The organism is Pseudomonas sp. NFACC37-1 (assembly GCF_900101575.1).
GTDB lineage: Bacteria > Pseudomonadota > Gammaproteobacteria > Pseudomonadales > Pseudomonadaceae > Aquipseudomonas > Aquipseudomonas fluorescens_AA.
In genome coordinates this window covers 136,511-153,993 of the sequence record NZ_FMUZ01000011.1, presented here as the reverse complement: position 1 = coordinate 153,993, position 17,483 = coordinate 136,511, and the positions used below count along the sequence as shown (strand labels likewise).

General features: G+C 59.5%; 13 protein-coding genes and 4 pseudogenes. 10 read left to right on the top strand and 7 right to left on the bottom strand.

The features are described from left to right. Nucleotides 1–2,492: non-ribosomal peptide synthetase (locus BLP82_RS14725; RefSeq protein WP_139197858.1), on the bottom strand; the 2,492-nt coding region annotated here is incomplete at its 3' end. Between the two features lie 679 nt (nt 2,493–3,171). Next, the gene (locus BLP82_RS14720; RefSeq protein ID WP_092169074.1) at nt 3,172–3,981 is read right to left on the bottom strand and encodes an isocitrate lyase/PEP mutase family protein; all 810 of its coding nucleotides are present in this window, start codon (nt 3,979–3,981) and stop codon (nt 3,172–3,174) included. Nucleotides 3,982–4,099: 118 nt separating this feature from the next. On the opposite strand from BLP82_RS14720, the pseudogene BLP82_RS14715 reads away from it, so the two are divergent. Beyond that, a pseudogene (locus BLP82_RS14715) lies at nt 4,100–4,207 on the top strand (transposase domain-containing protein); the annotation flags it as partial. A 54-nt stretch (nt 4,208–4,261) separates the two neighbouring features. Here BLP82_RS14715 and BLP82_RS14710 read toward each other — a convergent pair. Continuing rightward, nucleotides 4,262–5,089, bottom strand: a complete 828-nt coding sequence (locus tag BLP82_RS14710; protein WP_092169071.1) for an SDR family oxidoreductase — start codon at nt 5,087–5,089, stop codon at nt 4,262–4,264. Nucleotides 5,090–5,200: 111 nt separating this feature from the next. On the opposite strand from BLP82_RS14710, the gene BLP82_RS14705 reads away from it, so the two are divergent. After that, nucleotides 5,201–6,118: a LysR family transcriptional regulator gene (locus BLP82_RS14705; protein WP_092169068.1), complete on the top strand. Its 918-nt coding sequence runs from the start codon at nt 5,201–5,203 to the stop codon at nt 6,116–6,118. Between the two features lie 248 nt (nt 6,119–6,366). On the opposite strand, the gene BLP82_RS14700 is transcribed toward BLP82_RS14705, so the two are convergent. Further along, nucleotides 6,367–7,194: an AraC family transcriptional regulator gene (locus BLP82_RS14700; protein ID WP_092169110.1), complete on the bottom strand. Its 828-nt coding sequence runs from the start codon at nt 7,192–7,194 to the stop codon at nt 6,367–6,369. A 189-nt stretch (nt 7,195–7,383) separates the two neighbouring features. Between BLP82_RS14700 and BLP82_RS14695 the strand changes: the two genes are divergently transcribed. From BLP82_RS14695 to BLP82_RS14665, 7 genes and pseudogenes are all read left to right on the top strand, one after another. Then, complete coding sequence (locus BLP82_RS14695; RefSeq protein ID WP_092169065.1) at nt 7,384–8,523, top strand: ornithine cyclodeaminase family protein; 1,140 nt, start codon at nt 7,384–7,386, stop codon at nt 8,521–8,523. A gap of 33 nt (nt 8,524–8,556) precedes the next feature. Then, nucleotides 8,557–8,979 (top strand): RidA family protein, encoded by a 423-nt coding sequence (locus BLP82_RS14690; protein WP_092169062.1) that lies wholly within the window; start codon nt 8,557–8,559, stop codon nt 8,977–8,979. A gap of 58 nt (nt 8,980–9,037) precedes the next feature. Further along, the gene (locus BLP82_RS14685; protein ID WP_092169059.1) at nt 9,038–10,330 is read left to right on the top strand and encodes an NAD(P)/FAD-dependent oxidoreductase; all 1,293 of its coding nucleotides are present in this window, start codon (nt 9,038–9,040) and stop codon (nt 10,328–10,330) included. A 61-nt stretch (nt 10,331–10,391) separates the two neighbouring features. Then, nucleotides 10,392–10,610: pseudogene (locus BLP82_RS14680) on the top strand (alpha/beta fold hydrolase); the annotation flags it as partial. Beyond that, complete coding sequence (locus BLP82_RS14675) at nt 10,607–11,803, top strand: multidrug effflux MFS transporter (protein ID WP_092169056.1); 1,197 nt, start codon at nt 10,607–10,609, stop codon at nt 11,801–11,803. The pseudogene BLP82_RS14680 and the gene BLP82_RS14675, both read left to right, overlap by 4 nt. A 206-nt stretch (nt 11,804–12,009) precedes the next feature. Further along, a complete protein-coding gene (locus BLP82_RS14670) occupies nt 12,010–12,345 on the top strand; it encodes a hypothetical protein (RefSeq protein ID WP_256574059.1) in 336 nt (111 codons plus the stop codon). Nucleotides 12,346–12,385: 40 nt separating this feature from the next. Then, a complete protein-coding gene (locus BLP82_RS14665) occupies nt 12,386–13,597 on the top strand; it encodes an MFS transporter (protein WP_256576605.1) in 1,212 nt (403 codons plus the stop codon). 14 nt (nt 13,598–13,611) lie between these two features. On the opposite strand, the gene BLP82_RS31355 is transcribed toward BLP82_RS14665, so the two are convergent. From BLP82_RS31355 to BLP82_RS32020, 3 genes and pseudogenes are all read right to left on the bottom strand, one after another. Continuing rightward, entirely contained in the window at nt 13,612–13,761 is a 150-nt protein-coding gene (locus tag BLP82_RS31355; protein WP_177344101.1) for a hypothetical protein, read from the bottom strand. A 296-nt stretch (nt 13,762–14,057) separates the two neighbouring features. Then, nucleotides 14,058–14,654: pseudogene (locus BLP82_RS32025) on the bottom strand (methyl-accepting chemotaxis protein); the annotation flags it as partial. Nucleotides 14,655–14,915: 261 nt separating this feature from the next. After that, nucleotides 14,916–15,947: pseudogene (locus BLP82_RS32020) on the bottom strand (HAMP domain-containing protein); the annotation flags it as partial. A 493-nt stretch (nt 15,948–16,440) separates the two neighbouring features. On the opposite strand from BLP82_RS32020, the gene feaR reads away from it, so the two are divergent. Then, nucleotides 16,441–17,340 (top strand): transcriptional regulator FeaR, encoded by a 900-nt coding sequence (gene feaR / locus BLP82_RS14650; protein ID WP_092169050.1) that lies wholly within the window; start codon nt 16,441–16,443, stop codon nt 17,338–17,340. Nucleotides 17,341–17,483: the final 143 nt, after the last annotated feature.

Genomic DNA, 17,483 nt, shown 5'->3' with positions numbered 1-17,483 from the left:
ACCTGGCTGAAGGGGTTGGCGACGAAGCGTTCTGCGCTCAGTCGGGGTTGGTTCAGGTACCCCAGGGCGAGCCCATCACCACCGACGTAGAGCTCGCCGGCCACTCCAATCGGCACCGGGCGGCGCTGTTCATCCAACACATAGACCTGGGTGTTGCCCACGGGCCGGCCGATGGGAATGTCACCGGCCAACGCGTCCTCGAGGGTGATGGCGTGAGTGGTGGTGAAGGTGGTGTTTTCCGTCGGGCCGTAGCCGTTGAGCAAGTGTTTGGGCGGCGAATGGCGCAGGACCTTTTCGATGCGCCGCGGATCGAGTACGTCGCCGCCGACCATCAGGTAGCGCAGCGCGCCGAAGGCCGGCGCGAGGGCCTCGGCGTACTGATGGAACAGCCCGGCGGTGAGCCAGAGCACACTGACTTCGTGGCGCAGCAGGTGCTCGTTGAAGCGGGCCGCGTCCAGCAGTGTTTCCCTGGGGCAGACCACCAGGCAGCCGCCGTTGAGCAGCGCGCCCCAGATCTCCAGGGTACTGGCGTCGAAGGCCGGGTTGGCGGCGAGGGCGAAGCGGTCCTGGGCGGTGAACTCGGCGAAGCCGTTGTTGCGCACCAGCCGGGTGATGGCGCGGTGCGGCACCTGCACGCCCTTGGGCGTTCCAGTGGAACCGGAGGTGTACATGATGTAGGCGACATCGCCGGCCCCGCGGGCCGGGTGGAATTCAGCCAAGACAGGGTCGGGCGCTGCAACGTCAATGACGCGGACGTTTTCCAGTGCGGGCCGATCGTCACCCGCCACCAGCAGCCAGGCGCTGCCACAGTCCGCCAGTACCCGCGCCTGATGGGCCGTCGGGGCCTCCCGGTCGATGGGGACGTAGCATGCGCCGCGCTTGAGGATCGCCAGGATCGACACGATCAACGCCGCGCCCCGGGCCAGGCACAGCGCCACCGCATCACCGGCGCCAATTCCACAGGCCGCCAAATGCCCAGCCAGGCGCTCGGCCCGTTGGTCGAGCTGGCGATAGCTCAGGGTCTGCTCGCCGTCCAGCAGCGCACAAGCATCGGGGCGCCGTTGCACCTGCTCGGCGAAGAGCGCAGGCAGCGGTTCATCGGCCGGGTAGTCACGGCTGCTGGTATTGAAATCGTCAAGGATCTGCTGCCGTTCGGCGGTGTCCAGCAGCACCCAGTCGCCCAGGGCCCGGGTTGGCTCGGCGAGGACCTGATCGGTCAAGAACTCCAGGCGCCGCAGGTGCGTGGCCATCTGCTCGGCACTGAACAGTCGCGGGTCGTAGTTGAATTCCAGGAAGGGTTCGGCCTGGGCTTCGTAATGCCGCAGATAGATCGCCAGCGGATAGCGCTCATAGCCGTTGTGCCAGGTACGCAGAGTGCAGCGGGCCGAGGCAAGGTTGACGTCGCCGGGGTACTGTTCGACCGACAGCATCAGCTCGAACAATTGCCCGGGGTGGCCGGCGCGAGCCCGCAACTCGCGATGCAGGCTTTGCAAGGGGTAGCGTTGGTGGCGGTAGCTGCGCCGGGTCTGGCTGGCTACCCTTTGCACGGTCTCGACGAAGCTGGCGGCGGGGTCGACCTCGACCGTCAGCGGTAGCACCGAGGAGAACATGCCCACGGTCCGTTTCTGCAGGGGATTGCTGCGGTTGTGCACCGGAAGGCCGATGACCAGCCGCTCACGCTGGTCGGTCACCCGGCTAAAGTAGCCGGCCAGCAATGCGCTCAGACAATGGCTCAACGTCGCGCCCTGGGTTCTTGCCCACTGGGTCATGAGGGCCAGGCGCTGGTGGCCCAGGGTCCAGATCGCCTGGGCACTGGGCTGCGGCTCGCTGGCGCTGGCCGGATCGCGGGACGGCGAAGCGCTCTGGAACAACGGTTCCGGCAGTGCCGGGAACTGCTCCAGCCAGAAATCCCGCGCCTTGGCGTGGCGTGCTGAATCGAGGTAATCGCGGTCGCTGGCGACAAAGTTGCGATAGCCCTGAGCCAACACCGGGTCCAGTTGGAGTGGCTCGCCGACGATCAGTTGGTTATAGGCGGCGCTGACAGCCTGGCCGACCAGGCCCACCGAAGTGCCGTCGCTGATCAGGTGGTGGTAGCGGCTGTTCCACAGCGCATGGGTGTCGGACAGTTGAAACCATTCCATGCCCCACAGAGGTTGCCCGCGGAGCGAGAACGGCGTGCGATTCAATTGCCCGATGGCGGCCATAGCCAGGTCCTCGGACTCACCGCGCCAATCGTGGAAGGTGAACGGCACCTGGAGGTGCTCGGCGACCTGCTGCTGCACCTGTCCGTCGCGGTCGCTGATCATCAGCCGCAACGCATCGAATTGGGCCACCACGGCTCGCAGCGCCACGGCGAACAGCGCGTGGTCCACCGTGCCGTGGATTTCCACGGTTACGCCGATGTTGTAGGAGGGGGTGTCGGGCGATAGCAGTTGGTCGAGCCAGACGGATTGTTGCGTGGAACTCAACGAAATGCATCGCGGTTCGATCATGACACCTCCTTGTGCAGGGGTCGTGCCCCTGGGTCGACGCGGCAAGGCTTGTGGCCTGCGCGATACGGACTGGTCCTGTTTAGAAAAACAACGGCATACAAGCCTCGACGCTGCCCCTCGGCCGGGTATGGCCGCGCTGGAAACGGTTTTCCGGCGCCTTTTGATGGGGTGGGGCGGGCTTGATGCGCATTTAAAATAGCAGCGCTTTTGCAGATGGGAAGCACTTTTTTAATTGTTGTACGATGTCGTATAGGAATTTTTTTCTCGCCCCGCCGCGGGCTAGAGCTGCCGCGCAGGCTTGAGCCCGTGCGTTGCCTGCTCGCTCACCGGGGGGGCGGTCCCCGCCCCTTGCAGGCGGGATACATGAGAGGCGAGCGTAGGAGCGGCCCCCTTGGATGGAACGGCGAACGGTGCAGCCCTGACTACCAGCACCTTTCAGGATGAAACTGCCAGTGCGGCGTACTGACCACCGATAACATCGATTTGAGTAACACGATTTGTAGCCAGGACCAGCAGAGCAAGGCCCGTGATTGCGGGCGATGTGCTTGCTTCAGGTTGATTGCGATCATTATAGAAATACGCTTGCAGGCCTTGGTGTCCGGTCTACCTGGGCAACGTGTTGGAGCTGGCAGTGCAATTTCTGCTCGGACTGGCGTTTGGCCTCGTCCGAGGACAGGCATTACTCGTTTTTCAGCGCCATCAAAGCGTTCAATTCGCCGTATGTGTGGGCTTTCAAGGTTTGGGTGTCGAGTTGGCCGTTGTCCAAGAAACTGCGGACCAATGCTCCCATGGCGCCGTGCAGAAACTCGGCGATGCTGGAGCCCGCGCTGAGTCGTCTGACCCCCAGACGCTTCAATTCGTCGGGGGAGGGCAGTCCGTCCCGGGACAGCAGGTTGACTGGCAGTTTGGTCTCCTGGCAGAGGGTGGCAATTTCGTTTGAATCGATCACGCCAGCGGCAAACAGGCCGTCCGCCCCGGCGCTGGCATACAGTGCGGCGCGCTTCAGGAGTTCCTCCAGGCGTTGTTCGGCGGGGAACAGGTTCTTAAGGTAGACGTCGGTCCGTACGTTGATGAACAGCTTGACGCCCGCCTGGTTTGCCACCTTTTTCGCAACGTCGATCTTGCGACCCAGCAGCTCTGGCGAGCCCAGGCCGTCTTCGATGTTTATCCCGACCGCCCCGGCGGCGATGACTGTGTTGATTACTCGACCGACCTGCTCCAGGTCATCGGAGTAGCCGCCTTCGATATCCACCGTGAGCGGTACGCTGAGCACCCGTGCCATCGACTTGACGGTGGTGCTCAGCAGGTCGAGAGGCAACTTGTTGCCATCCTGGTAACCATGAGACCAGGCCATGGCCGCGCTGCTGGTCGCTACCGCCTTGCCGCCCAGGCGTTCGACGATGCGCGCACCGCCCGCATCGGCCACATTGGCCAGGACCAGCAGTCCGTTCTGATGCAGATGGTGAAAAGCGGTATCCAGTGCAGTCATGACAGTCCAATTCCTTTGAAAGGTATGCTTTTAATGGCGAAGGGCGACGTGTCAGGGGCCGGTTGTGCAATGCAGTTGCTTAAGTATGGGACCTCTGTGAGGTAGGAAACGGCGGTACCTCAATGGGCATGATCCGTATGCCTATCTCAAGGACGTTCTCACGCGCCTGCCGACGCAGCGGGCGCGTGAGCTTACTGATCTGCTGTCTAGTAACTGGAAACCTTAACGCCGCCACATTCTGCAAAGCAAATACCTGTTGCAACTCTTCTCTGAACGGAACTCACTCGATCTCAGTGCTCATTGCGATTTCCTTGTACTGCTCCAGCTCAGCCACTCGCTGGCTCAGCGCTGCGTGGACACGTCCATAAGCACCGCTGCCTAACAGCAGACGTTTTGGCGCCGGTTCGGCTTCGGCGATCCCCAGCATGGCTTTGGCCATTTTCTGCGGATCTCCTGTCAGGGGGAAAGCATCACTGGCGACCGCTCTACGCACCTCGCCGGCAGGCGTCTGTTCGTATTCCGCCATCACTGGAGGGCTGATCAAGGCCGCGGCAAAGTTCGTACGAGTCGGGCCTGGCTCTACGAGGGTGAACTGAATGCCAAATGGTGCAACCTCCTGCGCGACCGATTCGACAAAACCCTCAATGCCCCATTTGCTGGCGTGATAAAGGCTGAAGTTTGGATAAGCCAGTTGGCCGCCCTCCGACGATACTTGCAGAATTCGACCGCCCCCTTGCCGACGGAGAAAAGGCAGGCAAGCGCGAATCAACTGGATTGAGCCGACCAGGTTAGTTTGCAATTGCTGATCGATTTGTTCGTCACTGCATTCCTCGGCGGCGCCGAATAATGCGTATCCTGCGCTGCTGACCACGACATCAATGCGCTCTAGTTCAGTGAATGCGCGGTTAACGACATTCCGAATGGCGGATGTATCGTTCACATCCAGTGCCGCTGTCCACAGCCGTTCGCCGTAGCGCTCTTTCAAGTGACTGAGTGCTTGAGGTTCACGCAACGTAGCCGCCACGCGATCCCCACGTCCCAGCAATTGCTCAACTACCGCCAAGCCAATGCCGGACGAGCTGCCAGTGACTAACCAGGTTTTATTCATCGGTATGTTCTCCTCAGAGCGAGCCGGACAGGCTTGCGAGGGTTTAACGCTACGCGTCCTGGACTGCTGCTACTATCGAGCAGAATGAGGATGACCTGGTGAAAAATAGCCATGAATGAATTCCCCCTGTCACTCACTGACGTACGTGCGTTGGCGCTGATCGTTGGTCACCGAAGCTTCCGAAAAGCGGCGGATGAGCTGGGGTTGTCCGCGTCCACGCTGAGCCATTTGATGAGAACCCTCGAGGCAAGGCTCGGGATTCGTTTGCTCAATCGCACAACGCGCAGCGTCGCTCCGACGGCAGCGGGGGAGCGCCTACTGAGCCGGTTGAGCCCGGTATTGCGAGAGTTTGCGCTGGCTGTAGATGAAGTTAATCAGTATCGGGATCTTCCAAGTGGCACCCTGCGCATCAATGCAAGCGATCAGGCTGCCCGCGTTTTGATGGAACATGCCCTGCCGACATTCCTGCGACGTTTCCCGCAGATGTCGGTCGATCTTGTCACCGATGGTCGCTTGGTCGATGTCGTTGCCAACGGCTTCGACGCGGGCATCCGTTTGGGTGAGTCAATACCTCAAGACATGATCGCCGTTCCGATAGGCCCGGATATTCGGTTTGTAACCGTCGCTTCCCCGAACTACCTCAAGACTCATTCATACCCATTGACCCCAGATGATCTGCTTCGACATCAGTGCATCGGCATCCGAATGCCGAGTGGTAAACCTTATCGATGGGAGTTTGAAAAGCATGGGCAGTCATTGTTCATCGATCCCAAAGGACAGTTGATCCTCGATAACCCGGAAATCATGGCCGAAGCCGCCATTTCTGGACTTGGCATCGCCTACGTGCCAGAGCGCGTAGTCTCGCGATCTTTGGCTGGCGCGCGACTTGTGAAGGTTCTGGAAGACTGGTGCCCGCCAATTCCAGGATTGTTTTTATATTACCCGGGACATCGCCATATCCCATCTGGGTTGCAGGCATTCATCGAAGTCCTGAGGGAATGCACCACAGTCCATGTTGAAAATAATTAGGCCTAGGGTTTTCTGCCATTGCCTTGTCAGACGCATATCGTTGGGATGGGTAGATGACTTGGCCGGGCGGATACTTGGCATCGACGTTATGACCTCCTATTCCGTCTAAGAGACTGATTTGGCCATCGTCCAAGGAACTGCGGACCAATGCTCCCATGGCACCGTACGGAAACTCGCGATGCTCGAACCTGCACTGAATCGTCTAACGCCCAGATGCTTAAAATTCTTCCCGCGAGCAGGAGCAGGGCTCAGGCGAAGCTGATGCGGTCGATATAAGCGTTCCGCAGCATTATGCGCTGGTAATCGCAAGGGGTTGTACTGATCAGCTTCTTGAAGTCGCGCAGGAAGTGCGATTGATCGGAAAAGCCCAGGTCCAGGGCCAATTCCGAGAATGACACTGCTTGCTGGGTATTGAGGGTGTCGAGGGCTGTCTGGCAGCGGATGATCCTGCAGAAGGTCTTGGGTGACAGGCCGGTGTCATGGCTGAACTGGCGATGGATGGTACGACTGGTGTACCCACTGAGATCTTCAAGCTGCTGAATGCGTAGATCCCCACGGCGCGCGAGTGCCTGGTGGATGACCATCGCGGTGAGTTTCGATGTCCTGCCCATCAAGCGTGGGGTCAGGTAGTCGTTGAACAGCTTCATCTGTTCGTGCAACTGCGGGGCTTTGACGATGCTTTCGAAAATGCGCTGGGCAAACGCAGATACTTCCAGCAGATCCCATTCCTGTTCGGTCAGGTCCTCAGCCAGTACGTTGATGAAGCCAGGAATTACCCCCGGCGAAAAGCGTACACCGAAGTAATGATGCCCCTGGAGCAGTTCAACCCGTTGCGCCTCCAACGGAGTGCCACAGATTCTCACACTCGGACGCGTGCTATCACAGTCGAACACGATGTCCACGCAGCCGTCCGGCACCGCCAGCAGGTCTGCTGAGTGGGCGACATCAAAGGCATAGAAATGCGAAATGGCCGGGTGGTCGGAAGGTATTACCGAAAATCGCGATGAACTGAGTACGAACCAGGGTTGTTCGTACGCGGTGCGGTGCCGTGGCATCGGCGTGCGCAGGTTGACCATGACCGGACCTTTGAGTGGAAAAATACGGGAATAATCACGCATTTTTCGCGCCAACTCTTACGTTCGGGAGGGGCAAGTGTCAATGTCCGAAATTTACAATACCGCCGCAAACCGCGGCTTGATACTCGACCTCGATAGCGTGGGAGCAGCGCCTACCGCAGCGATATCACCTTCAGTTCGAGAATAACTATGTCAACTACTACAAAAATAGACTTCATCTACCTGTCCGAGCAGGACATGATCCGCGCTGGCGTGACCGACATGTTGGCCTGTGTGAACACCATGGAAGAGATGTTCGGCCTGCTGTACATCGGTGATTACCGCATGGCCGGCCCGAACAACGATTCCCACGGCGCGATGGTGGTTTTTCCCAAGGACTCGCCGTTCCCGAACATGCCCAAGCCCACCGCTGACCGGCGCATGATGGCAATGCCGGCCTACCTGGGCGGCAACTTTTGCACCGCGGGCGTCAAATGGTACGGCTCCAATATCGCCAACCGCGAAAAAGGCCTGCCACGCTCGATTCTGATGTTTACCCTCAATGACCCCGACACCGGCGCACCGCTGGCCCATATGTCCGCCAACCTGCTGTCGGCGTATCGCACCGGTGCGATTCCCGGTGTCGGCGCGCGCCACCTGGCCCGTAAGGACTCGAAAGTGGTCGGTTTGCTCGGCCCGGGTGTGATGGGCAAGACGACACTCGCCGCATTCATTGCCGTTTGCCCACTAATCGACACCCTGAAGGTCAAAGGCCGTGGCGAGAAAAGCCTGAATGATTTTATTGCCTGGGTTAAGGAAACCTACCCACAGGTCACCACGATAGAAGTAGTCGACAGCCTCGAAGAGGTGGTACGTGACTCCGATCTTGTTACTTATTGTAGCTCCGGTGAGGTAGGCGACCCCTCAAACTACCCAATCGTCAAACGCGAGTGGGTCAAACCGGGAGCCTTCATGGCGATGCCGGCGTCCTGCTCCTTGGATGAAGGGATGGAGCGTGCCGACGTGCGCAAGGTGCTGGACAATACCGGTCTCTATGAAGCCTGGTTCGAAGAGTTGCCCAAGCCTGCGCACCACTGCGTACCGGTGATCGGCGTACGTTTCATGGACATGATCGCCGAAGGCAAGATGCGGGCGGACGAGCTCGAAGACATCGGCAAGATCGTTGCCGGCGAAGCTCAGGGCCGTAGGAACGATGAAGAAATCATCATCATGTCGGTAGGCGGCATGCCCGTGGAAGATGTGGCCTGGGGCACCGTGGTGTACCGCAATGCCATCGAAAAAGGCATCGGCGTGAAACTGAATCTGTGGGAAACCCCGGTGCTGCGCTGAGCCATTTCTGACCAAACTGACGAGACCTTCGACATGACAAAAATCATCAAGCTCAAGACCGGTTCCCCGTTTGAAGACCAGGCCAGCTATTCCCGCCTGGTGGTGGTGGACAACTGGATCTATGTGTCCAATACCGCCGGCCGCAACCCGCAAACCAAACTGATCCCGGAGGACATCCTCGAACAGACGCACCAGGTCTTCGCTAATATCGAAACCGCCCTGGCCGCCGTCGATGCAAGCCTGGCCGACGTGGTGTGTTCGCGGGTGTTCATCCAGGATCCCAAGGATGTGCCGGCAGTAATGACCCTGATCGGCGAGAAGTTTCGCGGCGTCGACCCGGCCAGTACGGTCACGTGCCCGCCGTTGGGTTCGACGGTCTACAAGGTGGAACTGGAAGTGACGGCCTATCGCAACGCCTCCAAGGCGCAAGTCGAAGTCATTCGTCTGTCGCAGTAAACCATTACACGGCCGTACGCTTGCGCGGCTAACCTCCATTGCTTATCGAGTCTTGATCATGGCCCCGACTATTGCGCCCGTGAATACGTCTACCGTGTTTCCCACCGTGACCTCCGTCGTCATCATCGGTGGCGGAATCATCGGCTTGACGGCTGCATTGACACTGGCCGAACGCAATATTGCCGTAGTGGTGCTGGAAAAAGGCCGTATTGCCGGCGAGCAGTCTTCACGCAATCTGGGCTGGGTGCGCAAGACCAGCCGCCATGCCGGCGATATTCCGCTGGCTCTGGCCGCGGACCGCTTGTGGGCACAAATGCCTGAGCGTGTTGGCGCGGATGTGGGCTACCGGCAAGAGGGCATCATGTTCGTCGCGCGCAACGAAACGCAGATGGCGATGCATGCAGGCTGGCTCAAATCGGTCGAGCACCTATCCCTTGATTCGCGATTGCTCAGCAAGCGTGAGATCGCGCAGCTTGTGCCGGGCGGCAAGGATGACTGGGCCGGCGGGATCTACACGCCGTCCGATGCCCGCGCGGAACCGACGTTGGCCAGCAGTGCGATTGCCAAGGCTGCCATGGCCCTGGGTGTTGTGATCATCGAGCAGTGCGCGGTGCGGACGCTGCAGATGTCCGCCGGCAAGGTCAGTGGCGTGGTCACAGAGAAAGGCGAGATCCGCTGCGACCAGGTATTGCTTGCAGGCGGGATGTGGTCGCGGCGTTTTCTGGGCAACCTTGGCGTGTCATTGCCGACGCTGGCCTTGACCTGCTCGGTGCTGCGTACACATCCGATGCAAGGGCCCACCGAAATTGCCGTGGGGGCGCCGGACTTTTCGTTTCGCAAACACAAGGACGGCGGCTTCATCATTACCCAGCGCGGCAAGCTGGACGCCTTTTTGACTCTCGACCACCTGTTACTTGCCAAGCAATACATGCCGCAATTTCGTGCGCAGCGCAGTGTGTTGAACGTGTCGCTGGGCAAGTATTTTTTCAACGACCTGGCGCTGTCCCGGCGCTGGTCGGCCGACAGCGTCAGCCCGTTCGAACGCGTACGCGTGCAGGATCCGGCCGCCAACCCGCGGCTCAATAATGATGCGATGAATAACCTCAAGGCTGCCTGGCCGGTGTTCGAGCAAGCGAAGATAGCCCAAGCCTGGGCGGGTACTATCGATGTGACTCCGGATTCGAATCCGGTGATAGGGCCGGTCGCGAACATTCCCGGCCTGACCCTGGCCACCGGTTTTTCCGGGCACGGTTTCGGTACTTCGCCGGCGGCTGGTCACCTGGCAGCCGATCTCGTCAGCGGGCATACGCCGATCATCGATCCAAGCCCATATCGCTTTGATCGTTTCTAAGTCGCAGGTCCTGCACTCACGGAGCAAAACGATGTTCCCGGACAGCCGTTTTTTCATCAGTCCGGCGGTGCGTGCCCTGGACTGCCCGACCTTGTTCATTCGCGGCGTGCGCTTGGATTCTCTGCCAGCGGCGACATTTCAAGCCATGCGCGACAGCAATGTGCAGGCGCACACGGCCGAGGTCGCGGACGCCAGCCACTCTGTGCACGACGACCAAGGTGAGATCTTCAACCGGCTGGGCGCCGAGTTTCTTGAACGCATCGAGATCCTGGGCCGATGAACGCTCGTACGCGGCTGACTGCATTGCTTTCATCGCTGACGGCCTTTGTGCCGTTTTCGATCGACACTTACCTGCCCAGTCTTCCGCAAATCGCCCAGGACCTGTCGAGCAGCACCGCGCAGGTGCAACATACCATCAGCGCCTTCCTCGCCGGGTTGTGCCTGGGCATGTTGTTCTACGGCCCGCTGTCAGACCGTTATGGTCGTCGTCACCTGCTATTGGGCAGTCTGGTGCTCTACGTGGTGGCAACCCTGGGTTGCCTGTTTGCCTGCAGCGTCGAGCAATTGATTGCCTGGCGCTTTCTTCAGGCGTTGGGCGGGGCGGGTGCATTGGTGTTGGCCCGCGCTATCGCCAGGGATTTGGTGGGCCTGGTGCAGGCAGCCAAGGTGCTGTCGTGGATGCACCTGTTGACCATGATGGCGACGCTGGTCGCGCCGATGATCGGTACCTGGCTGGTGCTGATTCAAGGCTGGCGTACGATTTTCGCCGCGTTGTTCATCCTGTCCAGCCTGTGCCTCTTGGTGGTCGCGCTGGGCTTGAAGGAGAGCCTTCCGGTGCAGGAGCGTGGCGCATCGGTTAAGACGGCCTTCGCGGCCTACCTTTCCATCGCCGGCCAGCCGAGGGCGGTGGCGTTGATCCTGTGCATGTCTCTGGCGTTTGGCGGCATGTTCGCCTTTATCACTGCTTCGCCTTTTTTGTATGTCGTGTACTTCGGGGTGTCGCCACGGGTGTTCAGTGGATTATTTGCCCTGAACATCCTCGGCATCATCCTGGTGACCTTCATCAATGCCCGCCGGGTGGGCCGTTACGGGCCGCAACGCATGCTGGGCGTGGGCGCCGTGCTGGCGGGCGGGGCTGGGCTGATGCTGTTGCTCGTAGGGCTTACCGAATGGGGCGGGCTGGCAAGCATCGTGTGTTGCATGGTGCTCTACATGGGCGTGACCGGCTTACTAGGGGCCAATTGCACGGCCTGCCTGATGGCGCTATTTCCACGCCAGGCCGGGGCGAGCGTTGCACTGGGGATCTCGGTGCAATTCGCTACCGGAGCGCTGGCCAGTCTGTGGGTGAGCTATTTGGCCGACGGCACGTCGTGGCCCATGTGTCTGGTGGTGGGGTGTTGCGGGCTGGGTTGTCTCGTAGCCTATGTTTTTACCCTCCGTACGCCTGTCCGCTCGGTAGCAGTGCAGGCTTGAGTCAACTGGCGGGTGGTTTGTCAGCCTTAACCAAAAATCCGGCAATATTGGACATGCCAGCCCAGCCAATTCGCTACACACTGTTGGCGTGATAAGCAGAGCGGTGTCGTTCGGATGTGCATGACGCGGCCAATGCAATGTTGGCTATCGATGCATCCAGAGGGGCTCGTCACTGCATGGCCCTGATAATAGAGAGGTAGGCTGGCATGTCGTCGTCTCTGGAAAACCCTTCTTCGTATTACGCCATGACCCGCAAGTACGACCTGCATTATCGGAGCCTCGCAAATGATATCGAGGCTGAGGTCGTGATCAACAAGCGTCAGGGCAAGCTGTTGCAAGCCTTAACCAAAGACTTCCAGAGCCTGAACCCAGATCAGGAAATCACTGATCTGGAAGGTTCACAGGTACGCAGTATTGTCGGGTCCGACATCTACTCCTGCGCACTCAAGCGTATTTTCGGTAAGGACCGTTTCAGGGCTGTGCTGTGCTCCCTGGGCAAGGTTTCTCACCGACTCAATGCCTACCGTGTAGGCCACCATTAAGCAAACTTGAGCCTCTGTCTATCAAGCCAGGACACTTAAAATGAAAACTACAAAAAAAAATCCGATCGATAAAGTATCCGTTTATCTGTGTGCAGGGCTGGTCTCGGGCGCAGGCGCGCTGTTATTGAACGTGCTTCCCGTGCTGTTTGGAGCGCTTGCGGAGCGCTTCGGACTTGGCGAGCATCAACTGGGCAACCTCGCCATGGCCATGAACCTGGGGTTTGGGGCGTTCGGGTTGGCCTCCTTGCTGTGGATTCACCAGCTCAGTTGGCGGGTTATTTCGGCACTGTCGTCGGCTGTGGTGGTGGGCGCGGTGTTGTCTGTTTTGCGCGCCCCCTCCTATGAAATACTGCTGGTGATCATGGCCCTGGCCGGCGCTGGGACAGGCGCTTTGTATGCCCTGGCCATGACGATCTTCGGTGACAGTTCTCAGCCTGAACGTGCGTTTGGTTTCAAGCTGGGTATCGAGACCGTGCCGGGCGCCTTTCTGCTCATCGTGCTGCCGGTGGCGGTGGCGCCAGTCTGGGGCTTTGAGGGCATGCTGATTACCATCGCCATTGCCATGGTGGTGATGGGCATCTTGCCGCTGCCGTGGGTGCCGCGCCGCAGTGAGCGGCAATTGGATGCCTCCGATGCTTGCGGGCTGATTGCCAGCGCAGAGAGTCGAGCCATCGTGTGGTTGAGTCTGGTTGCCAGTTTGGTGTTCCTGACCGGCATCATGTCTGTGTGGGCGTTCCTTGAGCTCATGGGGAAAAAGACCGGACTGACATCCGATACCATCGGGATGGTGCTGGCATTGGGCTTTTTGATCAATGCCGGCGGTGGTTTCATCGCCTCGGCGATCGGCCTGAAGGTGGGGCGCTTCATGCCGGTGGCCGTGATCATCCTGGCGGAGTTGCTGGGCCTGGTGGCACTGGCGCAGTTTTCTTCCCTAGCTACCTATGTCGCAGGGGTTATCTGCTTTCTCTTTTCGATCAGCTTCGTGCTGGCTTATACCTTTGGCGTCATGGCTGAGTTCGACCTGTCGGGCAAGCTGGTCGCACTGGGCGCGCTTTGCCTGTCCCTCGGTGCGGCATTCGGGCCGGCCATTGGTGGGTTCCTGATCGAGGCATTTGGTTACTCTGCGGTATTGGTGTTCTCCGGCGCCTGTTCGGTGGCGGTCCTGGCTATCTACGGTGCTGCGGTGTTGAGAGTTCAGCTGGCGTTCAAGCGCACACAGGATTCAGACATCGCCGTCCTTTCCCGACTGTGAGTGCTTTGTGAGAGCTATTCAGCGCGCACCGGGGCATTGCGCTGAGCCTCGACGAACGCCGCCAGGCGTTCGCTGACGGTGGCGTACTCATCCTTGTCGGCCAGGGTGAAGAGCACCAACTTGAACCTTCCCCTGGCGTAAGACGTGCTGGTAGTCATCCTCATGCCGCGCAGGTACCTGCGCGGCATCGTCATGTAGCTCTTGATAATATTCCCCGGTCGCCTGCGCCATGGTCGTAATCATGCGCTTGGGTGTCGGCCAGTCGTACAACGCTGCTGACTGGCCTTTGAGGCGCGTGCTGAAACTTCTAATTCATATTCGTCTCGGCAAGTACAGGTGTGCACGTCAGCGATAACGTCAGCAAAGGGATTTTGAACATAAGTGGGTGATGGAAAAAGGAAGTGACCAGTGCGCACGCGTACAGCACCTGAATGAGCGAAAGCGTCTGCCTGGTCTGCGTTCAGGTCTTGAATTTCCGCACCAGCGCCTGTTGCTCGGTGGCCAGTTCGTTCAGTTGTTGGCTGATGCTCGCCGAGCGTTCGGCCTGGGTCGACAGCGAAGCCGTGACATCACGCACCGCTACGACGTTGCGGTTGATCTCTTCGGCGACACTGCTCTGTTCTTCCGTTGCGCAGGCAATCTGCACGTTCATGTCGGTGATGACGCTGACGGCCTGGCGAATCTGTTCCAGCGCTTCAAGGGCCAGGCGCGCCTCGATGGCATTGCGTTGGGCCAAGTCATGGCTCTGCTGCATCGCTGCCGTCACATCGTGGGTGCCGCTGTGCAGGTTTTCGACCACGGCACCGATCTCTTCGACCGACGCCTGAGTGCGTTGGGCCAGGCTACGGACTTCATCGGCCACCACTGCAAAGCCACGACCGGCATCACCGGCTCGCGCGGCTTCAATGGCAGCATTGAGGGCGAGCAGGTTGGTCTGCCGGGCAATCGAGAGGATGACTTCCATGACTGTGCCGATCTGTTGACTGCTCGACGATAACGCCTGCAGACGCACCATGCCATTGCTCATGCCTGTGGCCAGCGCCTGGATGCCTTGGGCGGTGTTTTCGATCACGCGCACCCCATTGCTGGTGGCCTGGTCGGCATGCCGCGCGGCATCCGCTGCCTGCGCGGCACTCTGGGCGGCATCCTGCGAGGTCGCCGACATCTCGTGCAGAGCGGTTGCCATTTGTTCGAACTCGCGAATCTGCTGCTGCATGCCAGCATGTGTGAGGCTGGCGACCTGGGCCGACTGATTGGCCGTCTCGCGAGCGTTGTGTACGGCCCCCTGTACCGTGGCGATCACCGGTTGCAGTTGATCCAGGAACCGGTCGAAGGCATTGCACAATCGGCCCAGCTCATCCTTGGCCGGGTAGGCCAGACGCCGCGTGAGGTCACCTTCGCCATCGGCGATATCCTCGAGCAGTCGAGCCACCCGCAGCAGAGGGCGGGTTACGCTGCGGGCTGTCAGCCACATCATTGCGACCCCCAGTATCGCCGCAGCGATGCCGAGAGCGAGTTCAAGTAGCAGGCTGTTTACCCGCTGCATGTACATCCGGTCCTTCAAGGTGACCACCGGGGCGGCTAGCACCTCTTTTGCAACGGTGACCACCACACCCCAAGGCGTTGCATCGGCAAAGGGGCGAATCGGCACGATCACGCTGATTCGTTGGTCATTTTCAAGGGTTCGAACCTGTCCCTCGCGCATAGTCTCGAGCACATCCGTGGCCTGGGCGGGAAGTGTTGCCTGCAATGGCTTGCCCAGTTGCTCCGGATGAAGGCTATCACCGGCCACCAGGCCTGCCGCACTGATAATCGAAATGCCGCCCTGGCCGTCATAGAGAGTGGTACTCGCTTTTTGAGCATCCCGCTGCAGGGTCTCCAGGCTGATGTCCAGACCCAGTACCGCCACGACTTTGCCGTTTTCAATCAGTGGCAAGGCAATCGTGGTGACCAGCCTCGCCGGTGCGCTCGAATTGTCGACGTAGGGGTCGAGCAGGCAGGCTTTGGCATGGTCGCGGGCGCAGGTGTAGAACGTGTTGAACGGCGCGCCGCTGGGGCCTGGAGAGATATCGGCAAGGAGCTTTTCATCGCCCGGTACCATTTCCAGCTTTCCGGACGAGGGCTGTAGCCAGTACATCGAGAAGCGCCCGCTGTCGTTGCTGGCCAGCGCTTGCTGACCGATGAAGTCTGCATCGCGTCCATCCAATGCATCGGGTTCGAAGACAATGAACAGGCCCAGCAATTCAGGACGTTCGGTAATTGCCTGATGCAGCACCTGCGCCAGGTCCTGCCTCAAGGCGTGGGACGCAGCAGGGTCAGGGGCCTTGTCGGCGCGGTCGCGCAGATGCATCACCTGGCGACTGAGACCTTGACCGAACTCGTAGGCCCGGTTGAATCCTTGTTGAATAGCCAGGGCCTGGGACTGGCCTTGGGCCTGCAAGTTGTTCTGGGCCGCCGTGAGTAACAATTGGCCGGATGTGTCGACGATCAAGTCCTCACTGGTCTGGCGTTGCCCAAGGGACAGCCCCACGACCAGTGCCACTACTGTAGCCAGGCAGACGCTGGCCAGCAGGGCGATCTTGTTTTGAATGCTCAATGCGAGACTCATCATGTGTTCGATTCCGCGGCGCGTGGTTGGCACCACAGGCTAGCGGGCTTGACCTGCAAACCATATGGGCTGGCACCCTGGCACAAAGGCTTGGCGTTGACAGACAAATGACGCCCTTCATTTTTTTTATTCGCGAGTTGGCTCGCTCTGTGCTTGCTCCTTGAAAAGGCTTTTTTTGTTACCGAAATCACGTGAAATACGCACTAAATTTGGGCGTGCCCCGGAGAGAATATCTATGAGTGGTCAAGCGTTGTCGGCATGGAACGAAAGTGTACGCGCGGCCTGCGGCCGTTTCGAAACACGCTATGACCATTGCCAGAGCCTTTTCATTGGGGAAATCAAACAGACGCAGGTGGGTAGCACGGCTGTCGCCCACATTCGTAGCAATGCCAATGTGATTGCCAAGTCAATTCGGGTAGGCGCGCGCGATTCGTCGGATAGGTGTTTCCTTGTGTTACAACAACAAGGCTCGATGGCCATTGAGCTGGGTGACCGGGTCGTTGACCTGCGAGCAGGTGACCTCGCTCTGCTCGACTTTTCCGATTCGGTAAAAATGACACCCCATGGGTTGTTTTCCCATGTGTCGATCCCTCTGCCGCGTGAGTTGTTCAAAGGCCTGGACCGTACCCGTTTTGGCAAGCTGTCGACCACGGGCGTCTGCGGCCAACTGCTTGGCACGCTGGTGCGTCAGGTCGCTGGAGGCGAGCTGCCTCATTGGTCTTGCCCGCAGGATGGCGATGGCATGCAGAGGGCGTTGGTGGCCCTGCTTGAGTCGGTGTTGGAGTACCGTGCGAGCGAGCACTCGCCGGGATGGCAGTTGCATGAAGTGCAATCCATCATCCAGCAAAGGCTTGACTCACCGCGGCTGTCGCCAGCGTCGCTGTCCGAAGAACTGGGCATTTCCAGTCGCCAGCTCTACAGACTGTTCGAGGCCAGTGGCGATAGTGTCTGCCGTTACATCTTGCGTGAGAGGCTTTTGAAGGCAGCGCAGGATCTTCGTGACCCGGTTTGCGCACATCGCTCAATCACCGATATCGGTAGCTACTGGGGGTTTGCCGACTCGGCGCATTTTTCCAAGACGTTCAAGAAGCAGATGGGCCTCACACCGAGTAGCTACAGAAGCCTGGGACACTGACCTTGGGTTCAGGGAGCCGTGCGATGTGACTGCCTTTTTATCGCATCCGCACGGCTTTTTGCTGGTCGCGATTTGAGCGCGAACTGGCAATGATTTGCAAAATGCTGTCCAGCACGACCAATCAATCGGCGCCCATCTGCTTC

Coding starts and splice junctions, on each gene's coding strand:
- BLP82_RS14690 (WP_092169062.1), top strand. CDS start 8,557: ATGACAAAAATCATCAAGCTCAAGACCGGTTCCCCGTTTGAAGACCAG.
- BLP82_RS14685 (WP_092169059.1), top strand. CDS start 9,038: ATGGCCCCGACTATTGCGCCCGTGAATACGTCTACCGTGTTTCCCACC.
- feaR (WP_092169050.1), top strand. CDS start 16,441: ATGAGTGGTCAAGCGTTGTCGGCATGGAACGAAAGTGTACGCGCGGCC.
- BLP82_RS14665 (WP_256576605.1), top strand. CDS start 12,386: ATGAAAACTACAAAAAAAAATCCGATCGATAAAGTATCCGTTTATCTG.
- BLP82_RS14670 (WP_256574059.1), top strand. CDS start 12,010: ATGTCGTCGTCTCTGGAAAACCCTTCTTCGTATTACGCCATGACCCGC.
- BLP82_RS31355 (WP_177344101.1), bottom strand. CDS start 13,761: ATGAGGATGACTACCAGCACGTCTTACGCCAGGGGAAGGTTCAAGTTG.
- BLP82_RS14675 (WP_092169056.1), top strand. CDS start 10,607: ATGAACGCTCGTACGCGGCTGACTGCATTGCTTTCATCGCTGACGGCC.
- BLP82_RS14720 (WP_092169074.1), bottom strand. CDS start 3,981: ATGACTGCACTGGATACCGCTTTTCACCATCTGCATCAGAACGGACTG.
- BLP82_RS14700 (WP_092169110.1), bottom strand. CDS start 7,194: ATGGTCAACCTGCGCACGCCGATGCCACGGCACCGCACCGCGTACGAA.
- BLP82_RS14705 (WP_092169068.1), top strand. CDS start 5,201: ATGAATGAATTCCCCCTGTCACTCACTGACGTACGTGCGTTGGCGCTG.
- BLP82_RS14710 (WP_092169071.1), bottom strand. CDS start 5,089: ATGAATAAAACCTGGTTAGTCACTGGCAGCTCGTCCGGCATTGGCTTG.
- BLP82_RS14695 (WP_092169065.1), top strand. CDS start 7,384: ATGTCAACTACTACAAAAATAGACTTCATCTACCTGTCCGAGCAGGAC.